The following is a 13,182-nucleotide window of genomic DNA, read 5'->3' on the forward strand; positions in this document are numbered from 1 at the left end:
GGAGCGGGTGGGTGATGACCGGAGACGGTCATCGCCCACCCGCTTTATTTGTGCAGTATTCTGGTACGCGTGACTGAGCCAACCGTACCCGCATCAAACCCGAACGCTCCAGATCCAAGTAAGCCAATCGTCGCCAAGAAGGGTGCTCGAACCCAGTTCCTATCGATGGTGCTGGTGCTTGAGGCGTTCGTGATTCTTTTCGGCACGATTGTGGCCGCTAAGTTCGTACAGGTTGGCCACCTCAACCTCAGCCAGACGCAGGTGTGGACCATGTGCGCGGTCTTGATGGTGCTGCTTATTGTTGCCTCGCGGATGCAGAAGTCCCCACTCGGTATCTATTTTGGGGCGGTGTTGCAGATCCCGTTCCTGATGACCGGACGCTACATGGACATGATGTATCTCGTGGCCGTTGTATTCATTGCGATCTGGGTGGCGTCCCTGTGGCTCGGTACCAAGATCGATCGAGAACGCGCAGCCTACGATGCGGCACACCCTGAAACGGCCCCCAACGCCTGAGCGGTGAAATGCCGTGTCATAAAAACTGTCCGACACGGTAAAGTGACCGGCATGACACAACGAACACTAATCTTGGTCAAGCCCGACGGCGTCAAGCGCGGACTCGCTGGTGAGGTTCTACGACGTATTGAAGCCAAGGGCTACACGCTCGCGGGAGTTGAGCTGAAGCAGGCGACAGAGGCACTGCTCGAAAAGCACTACGAGGAGCACGTGGGCAAGCCATTCTATCAACCGCTGGTCGAGTTCATGCTCTCAGGTCCAGTGCTCGCAATCGTCGCTGAGGGAGAACGCGTCATTGAGGGATTCCGTTCTCTTGCAGGAACCACCGACCCGACCACGGCGGCTCCCGGAACGATCCGCGGCGACCTCGGCAGGGATTTTGGCTTGAAGGTTCAGCAGAACATCGTGCACGGCTCGGACTCGGTGGAATCGGCCGAGCGGGAGATCGCACTCTGGTTCCCGCACCTCGCGTCCTGATCCGGCTGGTCAACTATCGCCAAGAGTGTACTGACGCGCACCTACCGTGTGCCAAGGGCTGGGCTGTGAGAATCTCTCACGGCCCAGCCCTTTTTTGTGCACTCGCAACATTCCCTTCCCGTTGAGAGTGCATTGATCCGTACTCTCATGCGCTGAGAGTACGGATCAATGCACTCTCAGAGGGGCGCGAACGCGTGAAAGTGCACTCTCGTGCGTATTTGTGGGTGACAGACTGTAGGCTCTTTGTGTGTATTTGAAGACCCTGACGTTGCGCGGCTTTAAGTCGTTCGCATCTGCGACCCGGTTCGAGTTCGAGCCAGGGGTCACCTGCGTTGTCGGACCGAACGGTTCCGGCAAGTCCAACGTGGTGGACGCACTTGCATGGGTCATGGGGGAACAGGGCGCAAAGACTCTGCGTGGCGGCAAGATGGAAGATGTTATCTTCGCGGGCACCCAGGGCCGAGCCGCGCTTGGTCGAGCCGAGGTCTCCCTCACGATCGATAACAGCGACGGCGCGCTCCCGATTGAGTACTCCGAAGTCACCATCACCCGTACCTTGTTTAGAAACGGTGGGTCCGAGTACGCGATCAACGGTGCCTCGTGCAGGCTGCTCGACATCCAGGATTTGCTCTCGGATTCCGGTCTCGGGCGTGAAATGCACGTCATCGTGGGGCAGGGACAACTCGACGCTATTTTGCGGGCCACACCGATCGAGCGACGCGGTTTCATCGAGGAGGCTGCGGGTGTGCTCAAACACCGTAAACGCAAGGAAAAGGCGTTGCGTAAACTCGACTCGATGCAGGGTAACCTGCTGCGCCTGACAGACCTCATCGCTGAACTGCGTAGGCAACTTGGTCCGCTCGGACGCCAGGCTCAGGCAGCGCGCAAAGCGGCGGTCATTGCCGCGCAGGTCCGTGACTCAGGTGCTCGTCTCCTGGCTGACGATCTCAACCGCACAATCGGTAAGCGTACCGATCTGACGCGAGTTCGCGATGAACTACGTGAGCGCTACACGGAACTCGAGGAGAGTAGCGGCACACTCCGGACTCGTCTCACATCACTCGAACAGGCGGCGCAGGAGCTCAATCCACGGGCCCAAAGAGCGGCGGATATCGCCACGACGCTGCAGTCGCAGCGTGAGCAGTTACGGTCTATAGCGCAGGTCGCGGCGGAACGTCAGCGCCACCTTGGCACGCAAAGTGCTGCAGATTCCCGACGAGGCGTGCAGGATCTGTTAGACCAGTTGGCCCGCGCTCGGGTGGCGTTGGGAGAGGCAACCGTGGAGCTTGAGGCGCTCAAAACTCGCGTGGTTGATGCGGAGAAGGAACGCACGGCAACCCATGAGGAACACGCTCGTCTTGTGCGTTCCAAGGAGAAGGAGCAGCAGCGCCGCGCGGCCCACCGTGAGAAGGTGGCGCGACTCGGCGCCCAAGTGGCTGCGCAACGTTCCCGAGTGGAAGTACTCGCGAGCAATATCGAACGGCTTACGGGAGAGATCGACGAGGCCCGCAGCAGGTTGACTGAACTTGCCACTGAGGACAGCGACGTAAACGAGCGACGCCATATAGCTGAGCAGGACAGTGCAACTGAACAGCAACTGAGCCTGGAACAACTGTCATCTCAGGAACTGGACCTCAGCGAGCGGTTAGACGCACTTGGCCGCGAATCACGTGCTCTACGCGAAAGCCATCTTGAAGCCGAACGCCAACGGGCCACCCACCAAGCGCGCGCCACAGCACACGAGGCAGCGCTTGAACAAGCGCTTGGCAGTGCCCGCCAACTTGCACAGCATGATCCGGGGCTTGTTCCGCTGAGCCAGCACCTTGAGGTTCCAGCCGAACACGAGACCGCAATCACCGCAGCGCTCGCACACCTGCGCCACGCACTCGTGGCTCACACTCGCGATCAAGCCCTCGCGGGTGCCGACACAGCAGCCGACCTTGGACTGGCCGCAGCCGTTATTGCCTACCCAGCCAGCTCGTCGTCAAGCAGTACTGAGCAGTTAAACAGCGCTGAGCAGTTGAGCAGCACCGTGCAGCAGTGGCGGGACAGACTTCCAGCTGAGGCGGTCATTGCTGCTGACGTGGTGCGGACACCGCAACACAACCATGCCCTACGCGAAACCCTCGAACGCATCGTCATCGCGCCAGCGCACACAGCACCGGAGATCGTGAACCTTGCACCGGGCCTCACGGTTGTGACCCCGAACGGACGCGTCATCACGAGTGAGTGGGTTGTTGGTGAGCCGCGGGAAGACGCGTTGTTCGCACTGCAACGCAACCTCGAACACGAACGTGAACGAGCCGAAATGCTCGCCGCGGAGGTTGCGGCGCACAAACACCGCCTGACCGTCAACGAGAACGAACTCGCGGGCGTGCAGGCACAACTCAAGGCGACCCGTACCTCGCTCGCGACCGCGAGAGAAAAGCAGCGTGCCGAAGAGACCGCACGAGCCCGAGCCACCGCACTACGCGATGCGGCAAACCGGGAACTGGAACGACGCACCACACAACTCGCGGAGGCAGCGGAACGAAAGCGCGTAGAGGAAACGAAACTGGAGTCGCTCACTCAGGAATATGAGGCGCTTGCGGCAACCGACCAAAGCTCACGCGATCATCAGGAGTCCCAGCATGGCAACGGAAATCCCCCTGACGGCCAGGAGCAACAAGCGGATCTCGACACCCGCATCGCCGAGACCGCACTCGTACTGGAACGTGTCCGTGAGATCGAGACTCTGGCACGTCTCGATCTACGTAGCGCCCAGGAGAAACACAAGAACCTCGATAACCGGGTAGCAGGCCTCGAACGGGCTCTACGCACCGAGGAACAGGCGGAGAAAGCCGCTGAGGAGGCTGAACGCCGCCGCGCCGCTCAGGCTGCCACCGCACGTAAAGTCCAGGACCGCGCCAACCTGCTCCTGGAACTGATCGAAAAGTCAATCGCGCGGGCTGCCACCGCACGCGATGAGGCCCACGCAACCCGTGACCGTTACGCCCAGGAACTGAATGAACTGCGCAGTGACCTTTTCCATCGGGATGCAACGACCCGTGAGTTGACCGAGGCCATACACGCCCGTGAACTCGAACTCACTGGGCTTGACGCTCAGGTGCAGGCCCTCGAAACACGAGCCGTGCAGGAATACGGGCAAAGTGCGCAGGAGACAATTGACCAGTACGGCCCTCACCTGGAGATTCCCGCCTACGAGATACCGAAATCGCGGCTGGCTCCCGATGAAGAGTTACCGCAAGCTGACCTCAACGGTGTGCAGGCGTTCGACCGTGAATATCTGGAGAAAACCTTCGAACGTGCCACCAAAGCACTGGCCAACCTGGGCAAGGTGAACCCCCTCGCCCTTGAGGAGTACACGGCGCTTGAGGAACGGCACAAGTTCCTCGCCGATCAGCTTGCGGATCTCAAGAAATCACGTGCCGACCTGTTGGGGCTGGTCGATGACATTGATGCAAAGGTGCAGGAGGTGTTCGCTTCGGCATTTGCGGACACGGCAGCCCAGTTCCAGCGGGTTTTTCCCCGGCTGTTCCCGGGTGGGGAGGGACGCATGTTCCTGACCGACCCGGAAGACATGCTCACCACCGGCATTGAGATTGAGGCACGACCTGCCGGCAAGAAGGTCAAGCGTCTCTCGTTGCTGTCGGGCGGCGAGCGGTCGCTCACGGCGATTGCGATGCTGGTCTCGATCTTCAAGGCCCGCCCATCACCGTTCTATGTCATGGATGAGGTCGAGGCTGCACTCGACGACGTGAATCTTGGACGTCTGCTTGGGGTGTTCAAAGAACTTCAGCAGGACTCACAGTTGATTGTCATCACGCACCAGAAACGTACGATGGAGATCGCTGACGCACTGTATGGCGTCACGATGCAGGGGGATGGAATCTCTGCGGTGTTGTCCCAGCGTCTTGATCGAGATGAGGACGCGTCGAATCTGTCAGCGGAGCACGTGCCGTCAGGGGTGGTCGAAGGTGCGGTTCAAGGCCCCGAATACGATGTCTAGCTCGCACACGGGAGGCTCCCAAGGCATCGGTTTTCGGTAGTAATGCCAAGGCGTGAACACTGTGATGAAACCCATCACGTAACCTCCCCAATTCATCCCTTGAATCCTCAACACAGGGCTGGCAATCGTGACAAAATTACAATCATGGGATTAGCTGCAACATGGATTGTGCTCGCGCTGATATGCGCGGTTTTCGTACTCGTCATCGCGGGTCGGACCCTGATTGATCCCCTCGACGAGGACGCTCGCCCCGAATCGGGATGGCGAGCCTTCACCGCCGACTTCTTCTCCTGGCTCGCGCCACTTGGCATGCGCATCGAGATCATGTTCCTGAGACTTGGTCGACGCATGGGCCTGCCAGCCAAGCAACTCGAGGACCTGAGCGTTCGCCTCGATGAGATTGTCCACGAGCGCCGTCAGATTCGAGACATCGCCAAGATGGCAGACCTCGGCGATTCCGATCTGTCAAACATGTCGCTCGACGAATTCCTACAGGCTACGCAGACCTCCGAGCCTGCCTACGCGGATGTCGAGCCGATCAGCGAGAAACTCGAGGAGTTCTACGAATCGGTCCAGGAACGTCGCGCAGTTGCGCGCGCTCGCCGTTGACTCAGCACTCCACCCGGCACGTTAAACGCCCGCCACTTGGCGGGCGTTTTTCTTCGCCCCATTTCCTTGAGAGACTTAAACCGTGAATGAATTCCTTGATCTCCTCGTCTACATCGTTCCTGCGCTCGCGGTCATCGGCCTCGGTGGCTGGGCGGGCGTCGCTGCACAGAAGAAGCGCTCCGCACGTCCCACTCAAGGTGACGCAGGCAAAGAGGCAACCGACTCGTCGGATATCTCAATTGACGACGATCCGGCTGTTCCAGCAGCCGGTGACGTGCCAGCTACTCCAGCGGTCGAGGTTCCAGAGGCAGTCACCTCGCGTTTTACACGGCTGCGGTCTCGCCTTGCGGCATCAGGTTCGCCGCTTGGCGCACGGTTGCTGTCAGTCTTGTCGAAGGACCACCTGTCCGAGGGAGACTGGGACGAACTCGAAGAGACCCTGCTCATGGCGGACCTCGGCGCAGGGCCGACCAGTGAATTGATTGAGGCACTCCGCACGCAGGTACGTGTGCACGCGATCAAGGATGCGGCGCAGGTCAAGGAACTGCTTCGCACTGAACTGGTCAAACTCGTTGACCCGAGTTTGGACCGTTCCCTCAAGATCGACCGTCAGGGTGAGGGCGGTGAACTTCCAGCCGTGGTCATGGTTGTTGGGGTCAATGGAACCGGTAAGACCACAACGTTGGGTAAGCTCACGCGTGTGCTGGTTGCTGATGGTAGGTCGGTGCTGCTCGGTGCGGCGGACACATTCCGTGCTGCTGCGGCGGACCAACTGGAAACCTGGGGAGCGCGCGTCGGTGTTGCGACCGTGCGTTCGGACCGCGACGGAGCGGACCCTGCTTCTGTTGCATTCGATGCCGCAAAGAGCGCCAAAGAGCAGGACGTTGACGTGCTGCTCGTGGACACGGCAGGACGTCTTCAAAACAAGACCGGCCTCATGGACGAACTCGGCAAGATCGCGCGTGTGGTCACCAAGGAAGCACCCATCAGCGAGGTGTTGCTCGTCCTTGACGCCACGACCGGACAGAACGGCCTCAACCAGGCCCGTGTTTTCGCGCAGGTTGCGGGCGTGACTGGAATCGTGCTGACCAAGTTGGACGGAACCGCGAAGGGTGGAATCGTGGTGGCGGTTCAGCGGGAACTTGGTGTGCCGGTCAAACTGATTGGACTTGGTGAAGGCCCAGACGACCTTGCACCGTTCGACGCGGAACAGTTCGTGGCGGGCATCCTCGGCGACTAAACCCAACAGAAACCGACAAAGGCGGGGCCGCGACCATCAGGTCGCGGCCCCGCCTCATTGCGATCACCCGCAGATTATGCCGTTCGGCTTAGGTTGTCGAGTGGTGAGGACGTTCGAGATTTTGAGGCCATGACGGGTCTTGTATTGGTGGATGCGGTAGGTGTAGACCGTTTCATTGACCCAGGCACTGTAGGTTTGACCTGCCTTGAGCTTGGGTGATGTGCACGAGGTTGAGATGGTCGAGGTCTTGCTTGCAGTGATTCCCAGCTTGCCAGAAACCCAATCGGCAGAGAGGCCGAAGTCAGACTGAACAGTTCGAGTTGCGGAAGTCGAAAGAGAAACGGTGCAGGTCGAGTTTGCGGTCGTCACGCGGCAGGAGCCGAGTTGGCGCCCCTTCTGGTTCGTCTTCGTCGATATCCTCTTGACTTCGGAGACGGTGCAGGTACCACGCGGAACTGTGGGCTTGCAACTGAGTGCTGCTGCTGGGGCGGCTGCGGCAAGGCTACCGCAGAGTAGTAGAGCAGTGGAAATGAGAGCGGCGAATAGGCGCTTCATGGATCCTCCCGATTTTGGGTGATTTGGAAGATATGTAACGTATGTTCCATAGGTTTCTCACAGATTGACGATGCGTTTCGAGACAGTTTCAGTATCGCCTCCTACCTGAGGAAACCTGCTTTCTTGAGGGGGAATACGATTGAGTAGTTGGGCGAGCTGACGTATTCCATCCGATTTCGAGGACTGATCGGAATTGGCGGGGTCCAGACGATCTTGCACCATTCGATGCAGAACAGTTTGTGGCGGGTATTCTCGGCGACTAAGTCAAACGGTCCTCACTCCAGCGAACTCAGCCATTTACCTACCAACTCAGCCCTCTTGGGGATGATCTCGTGGGTAAATGGCTGAACTCGTTTTCTAGGTCGTTACGGGTAAATGGCGCTGTTTAGCCAGTTGTTGACGGTAATGAGCGCTAACTAGCGGTTAGTCACACTCCAGAAACAAACGAGTCTTCACAGAAACACAACGTTTACTCCACACCGTGCATGTGTCACGACAGCGAAACGAAAAGTGAAGGTTTTGGAAACTCCCGTGCCAGAAAGTTAATGGCAGGTCAGCCGAGGGGCTGACGACGGGAGGTAAGAAATGCTTCTAGCACAGATAGCGGAAACAGGGCCGGTAGATACCGGTGTAACGGCGTGGATGCTCGTATCTGCGTCGTTCGTATTGCTCATGACTCCAGGTCTGGCATTCTTCTACGGCGGTATGGTGCGCGGCAAGAGCGTACTGAACATGCTCATGATGTCCTTTGGCGCGATGGGACTCGTGGGAATCATCTACGTCCTCTACGGCTGGTCGATGTCCTACGGTGAGTCAGTCGGTGGAATCTTCGGTAACCCGTTCGACCAGTGGGGCCTCAAGGGCGTCTTCGAAATGGTCGATGGCGAGTGGGCGTTCCTGGTTGATGGCGGCTTGCCAGTAATCGTCGACGTAGGATTCCAGGTCACCTTCGCGATCATCACCGTGGCACTCATTTCCGGTGCTATCGCAGACCGTGTTCGCTTCGGCTCGTGGATGGTATTTGTCGGGTTCTGGGTAACTTTGGCTTACTTCCCAATGGCGCACATGGTATGGCACCCATCCGGATTCCTCGGTGAGGAAGGTCCCTTTGGTTCAATCGCGACTCCGGTTGACTTCGCGGGTGGAACCGTTGTTCACATCAACGCAGGTGTTGCCGCGCTCGTGCTCGCGCTGATCGTCGGCAAACGCAAGGGCTTCGGCAAGGAGCCAATGCGTCCACACAACCTGCCATACGTCATGCTCGGTGCAGCCCTCCTGTGGTTCGGTTGGTTCGGATTCAACGCAGGCTCCGCTTACGGCGCTGACGGCTCTGCAGGTCTTGCATGGGTCAACACCACAACCGCAACCGCAGCCGCAATGATCGGTTGGTTGCTCACTGAAAAGATCCGTGACGGACACCCAACTTCGCTGGGTGCAGCATCCGGTGTCGTGGCTGGTCTGGTAGCTATCACCCCAGCAGCAGGTTCGCTTTCACCAGTAGGTTCGATCCTTCTGGGTGTCGTGGCCGGTGTACTCTCAGCCCTCGCAGTTGGACTGAAGTACAAGTTCGGATACGACGACTCGCTCGACGTGGTGGGCGTTCACCTAGTTTCGGGTCTGTGGGGAACCGTTGCAATCGGTCTCCTCGCACTAGACGGCGGCCTCTTCTACGGTGGGAACTTCTCACTCCTTGCAGTTCAGATCATCATCGCCCTCGTAGCGATCGTGTTCTCCGGAATCGTGACACTCGTTATCGCACTGGCAATCAAGAAGACCATCGGATGGCGAGTTGAGGAAGCCGCGGAGGTCGGCGGAATCGACCTTGCAGAGCACGGTGAAAGCGCATATGAAGGTCTTGGCGCAACCCGCACCTACACGGAGGTAACCAAATGAAACTCGTGACGGCCATCATCCAGCCGCACAGGCTTGACGAAGTCAAGATCGCACTCGAATCCGCTGGTGTCCGCGGTATGACGGTCAGCGAGGCATCCGGATACGGGCGCCAGAAGGGCCACACCGAGGTCTACCGCGGTGCCGAGTACACGATCGATCTGACCCCGAAGATCCGCCTTGAAATCCTTGTCGATGACGCCGATGCAGCAAACGTCACGGAGATTATCGTCAAGGCAGCCGCCACCGGCAAGATCGGTGATGGAAAGGTCTGGACCATCCCGGTTGACGATGTGGCGCGAGTCCGCACCGGCGAGCACGGATCATCCGCGCTCTAACCACTAGATAGACACACTCTCGGGCTGGCTCGCGTACGCGAGCCAGCCCGAATCCGTTAGGGGAGAAGGCACACAATGCCGACAGCACACATACGAGAAAACCGCTCAAAGTCTCCGCGTCCCCTCATCGGTTCGCTGCCCGCACAACTGGCCCGTATCGCGGCCGCCAGCGAACCCGGAGCCCACCAGCGCAACGAGATCACGACAACCGCCGTGCAAGCGTTGCAAGAACTGTGGGAGAACGCAACCGCACGTGCAGAGATCAGCCAGGAACTCGTCGGAAAGCTGACGCTGGTTGGAGTTGGATCGCTCGGACGAGCCGACATGGGATCGCGCAGCGATCTGGACCTGCTGCTAGTGCACGAACCGCAGGCAGCGCAGGCCGCTCAGGCTCTAGCGCCACACCTGTGGTACCCGATTTGGGATGCAGGGCTCGACCTGGACCACTCGGTGCGTTCGCTGAAGCAGTGTCGCACCATCGCCTCGACCGATTTACCGGCAGCCGTTGGGATGCTCTCCGTGCGTCCCATCGCGGGCGACCCCAACCTTGCCTTTGAAACCTCAAGCCTCGTACTGGCCGACTGGCGCAGCGCAGCGCGCACCCGGCTCCCTGAACTCATCGAATCAGCCCGCGCCCGCACACAGCGTCACGGGGAACTCGCACACCAGATCGAACCTGACCTCAAAGAATGTAGGGGAGGGTTGCGCGACGCTGTGCTGCTCGACGCACTTGCGGCCACCTGGATCGCGGACCGACCACACGGCGACGTGGACCAAGCGCGAGCTGAACTACTCAATGCCCGCGACGCGGTGCAGCGTGTCACTGGACGGCACGCCAATCGGTTGTTCTTGAGTGACCTTGAGGAGGTTGCACAGGTGTGCGGCTGGGACAACACGGCCGAATACCGGGCCCACCTTGGCGAATGCGGGCGGACCATCTCCTATGCACTCGACACCACGATCCGCAGGGTGCAGACAGCCCTTGCCACACCGCAGGCACGTGCCAAGACCCTGCTGATTCGCGGTAAACGTTCGGCTCCGCGGCTCCGTTCGGTCGCGGAGGGCATCGTGGAACACAACAACGAGCTCGTGCTCCTCGCTGACTCGCGGACCCGAAACGATCCGGTCCTGCCGCTGCGCACCGCGGCGACATCGGTGCGTACCGGCATCCCCATCTCTCCGTCCGCGCTACCAAGCCTGGCGGCCTGCCCGGAACTTCCCCTGCCCTGGCCGCAGTCAGCTCGTGCCGCATTCCTGCACTTGATCGGATCAGGGCCAGCGCAGATACCGGTGTGGGAAGCGCTCGATCTAGCGGGCATAGTCAGTGCGTGGATTCCCGAATGGCGAAAGGTGCGCAACAAAGTACAGCACTCCGCGGCGCACCGGCACACAGTGGACCGACACCTCATAGAGGTCGTGTCACGGGTCCACCCGTGGCGCAAGGAACTCAAGGACCCGGCAGTACTCATGCTTGGAGCGCTCTTCCACGACATCGGCAAGCAAGAGGATGTGGCCGATCACTCCGTGTTCGGAGCCGAGCGGATTCCAGCGATCCTTGGCCCCATGGGGTTTGACTCACGCACCCAACACGACGTGGCTCTACTCGTGCGGCACCATCTGCTCTTGTCCGAACTCGCCACCACAACTGATCCTGACTCCGATGAACCCATCGAACGACTGGTCGAAGCGCTTGAAGGGAAGCGCGACCTACTCGTGGCGCTGCGGGCAATCACGGAGGCGGATGCTGCCTCGCTCGCAACCGATAAGTGGACCACATGGAGGGCAACGCTCGTGGACAACCTGTTTCAACGGGCCAAACCCCACATGAAAGTACGTTCCTAAGAAGCCGGCGTGGCCCGCATCATGCCACGGGCGAACCGGATAATTGAAACGAAGGCGCGTGCAGCAGGTAGTCTTGATCTTTGAGTCATGCCGTTTTTGCACAAAGGATTAAAGGAATAGCAGTGTTCGCTACGTTGTCAGATCGCCTGACGTCAACCTTCAAGAATCTACGCAGCAAAGGACGCCTCTCCGAGGCCGACATTGATGCCACGATCAGGGAGATTCGTCGTGCGCTGCTCGACGCCGACGTTGCAGTGCCCGTTGTGCGCGACTTCGCCGGAATCGTGCGGGAACGCGCGCTGTCTGCCGAGGTATCCGGGGCGCTCAACCCGGCGCAGCAGGTAGTCAAGATCGTCAACGAGGAACTCGTCAACATCCTTGGCGGCGAACACCGGCCACTCAACTTCGCCAAGACCGGTCCAACGGTCATCATGCTCGCTGGTTTGCAGGGTGCGGGTAAGACCACCCTCGCCGGAAAGCTTGCGCTCAACCTCAAGGAGCAGGGTCACACCCCCATGCTCGTTGCGGCCGACCTGCAGCGACCAAACGCGGTTACCCAGCTCAAGGTCGTCGGTGAGCGCGCGGGAGTTCCTGTCTATGCGCCACACCCTGGCAATCAGGGCGAAGCGGCACTGCCGGGAGTCTCCGCTGGAGACCCCGTTTCCGTTGCGCTCGCTGGTCTGGAAACCGCCAAGACCCGTCAGCACTCCGTCATCATCGTGGACACCGCGGGACGTCTCGGTGTAGACCAAGAACTCATGGAGCAGGCCGCGGACATCCGCGACGCCATCAACCCCAACGAAATCCTGTTCGTCATTGACGCCATGATCGGTCAGGACGCAGTGGCAACCGCACAGGCATTCAACGAAGGCGTGAACTTCACCGGTGTCGTGCTGTCCAAACTGGATGGTGACGCCCGCGGTGGCGCCGCACTGTCAGTAGCCCGTGTGACTGGAAAGCCAATCCTGTTCGCCTCAACCGGTGAAAAACTCACCGACTTCGAGGTGTTCCACCCAGACCGTATGGCCTCGCGCATCTTGGACATGGGTGACATCCTCACCCTGATCGAACAGGCCGAAAAGGCGTTCGACACCCAAGAAGCCGAACGCATGGCGCAAAAGATCCAGGACGGCAAGGACTTCACCCTCGCCGACTTCCTGGTCCAGATGCAGCAACTGCGCAACATGGGCTCGATGAAGAAGATGCTCGGCATGCTCCCCGGTATGGGACAGATGCGAGAAGCGCTCGACAACTTCGACGAGCGCGAAGTCAACCGCATCGAGGCGATCATCCAGTCGATGACTCCCGCAGAGCGCGACAACCCGAAGATCATCAACGGTTCACGTCGCTCCCGCATCGCCAAGGGTTCGGGAACCACCGTTACCGAGATCAACCAGTTGCTTCAACGCTTCGACGCAGCACAGAAGATGATGCGCCAGATGAACAAGGGCGGCGGAGCCGGAATGCCAGGCATGCCGGGTATGGGCAAGATGCCAGGCGTCGGAAAGCGCGCGGGTGCCCGTCAGGCCAAGAAGGACAAGAAGATGACCCCGCAGCAGCGCGCCGCAGCCGCACGTAAAGCTGCGCGTGATGCTCAGACCCCAACCCAGTCCAGCGGATCATCGTTCGGTCTCGGAAACCAAGAGCAGGTAGATCCAAGCAGCCTCGAACTGCCACCGGGACTCGACAAGTTCCTCGGCCGCTAA

10 protein-coding genes are annotated in these 13,182 nt (G+C 59.7%); 9 read left to right on the forward strand and 1 reads right to left on the reverse strand.

What is annotated here, in order from left to right:
* Positions 1 to 69 precede the first annotated feature (69 nt).
* The 5 genes from ACFSYH_RS11140 (at position 70) to ftsY (ending at position 6,851) form a co-directional block, all read left to right on the forward strand.
* Entirely contained in the window at positions 70 to 516 is a 447-nt protein-coding gene (locus tag ACFSYH_RS11140; RefSeq protein ID WP_377467024.1) for a DUF4233 domain-containing protein, read from the forward strand.
* Between the two features lie 51 nt (positions 517 to 567).
* Entirely contained in the window at positions 568 to 993 is a 426-nt protein-coding gene (gene ndk / locus ACFSYH_RS11145; RefSeq protein WP_377467025.1) for a nucleoside-diphosphate kinase, read from the forward strand.
* 247 nt (positions 994 to 1,240) lie between these two features.
* Positions 1,241 to 5,002, forward strand: a complete 3,762-nt coding sequence (gene smc / locus ACFSYH_RS11150) for a chromosome segregation protein SMC (protein WP_377467027.1) — start codon at positions 1,241 to 1,243, stop codon at positions 5,000 to 5,002.
* Between the two features lie 144 nt (positions 5,003 to 5,146).
* Positions 5,147 to 5,611, forward strand: coding sequence for a hypothetical protein (locus tag ACFSYH_RS11155; RefSeq protein ID WP_377467029.1), 465 nt, complete (start codon positions 5,147 to 5,149; stop codon positions 5,609 to 5,611).
* Positions 5,612 to 5,693: 82 nt separating this feature from the next.
* Positions 5,694 to 6,851 (forward strand): signal recognition particle-docking protein FtsY, encoded by a 1,158-nt coding sequence (gene ftsY / locus ACFSYH_RS11160; RefSeq protein WP_377467031.1) that lies wholly within the window; start codon positions 5,694 to 5,696, stop codon positions 6,849 to 6,851.
* Between the two features lie 63 nt (positions 6,852 to 6,914).
* On the opposite strand, the gene ACFSYH_RS11165 is transcribed toward ftsY, so the two are convergent.
* Positions 6,915 to 7,406 carry a hypothetical protein gene (locus ACFSYH_RS11165; protein WP_377467033.1) on the reverse strand — a complete coding sequence of 164 codons (492 nt, stop codon included), beginning with the start codon at positions 7,404 to 7,406 and terminating at the stop codon, positions 6,915 to 6,917.
* A gap of 585 nt (positions 7,407 to 7,991) precedes the next feature.
* Here ACFSYH_RS11165 and ACFSYH_RS11170 point away from each other — a divergent pair.
* The 4 genes from ACFSYH_RS11170 to ffh all read left to right on the forward strand — a co-directional run bounded on the left by ACFSYH_RS11170 (position 7,992) and on the right by ffh (position 13,182).
* The gene (locus tag ACFSYH_RS11170) at positions 7,992 to 9,299 is read left to right on the forward strand and encodes an ammonium transporter (RefSeq protein ID WP_377467034.1); all 1,308 of its coding nucleotides are present in this window, start codon (positions 7,992 to 7,994) and stop codon (positions 9,297 to 9,299) included.
* On the forward strand, positions 9,296 to 9,634 hold the full coding sequence (locus ACFSYH_RS11175) for a P-II family nitrogen regulator (RefSeq protein ID WP_377467036.1): 339 nt from the start codon (positions 9,296 to 9,298) through the stop codon (positions 9,632 to 9,634). Before ACFSYH_RS11170 ends, ACFSYH_RS11175 begins: the two co-directional genes overlap by 4 nt.
* 75 nt (positions 9,635 to 9,709) lie before the next feature.
* Positions 9,710 to 11,476 carry a [protein-PII] uridylyltransferase family protein gene (locus tag ACFSYH_RS11180; RefSeq protein WP_377467037.1) on the forward strand — a complete coding sequence of 589 codons (1,767 nt, stop codon included), beginning with the start codon at positions 9,710 to 9,712 and terminating at the stop codon, positions 11,474 to 11,476.
* 122 nt (positions 11,477 to 11,598) lie between these two features.
* Entirely contained in the window at positions 11,599 to 13,182 is a 1,584-nt protein-coding gene (gene ffh, locus ACFSYH_RS11185) for a signal recognition particle protein (RefSeq protein ID WP_377467038.1), read from the forward strand.

It is taken from the genome of Populibacterium corticicola (assembly GCF_042683685.1).
Taxonomy (GTDB): domain Bacteria; phylum Actinomycetota; class Actinomycetes; order Actinomycetales; family Cellulomonadaceae; genus Timonella; species Timonella corticicola.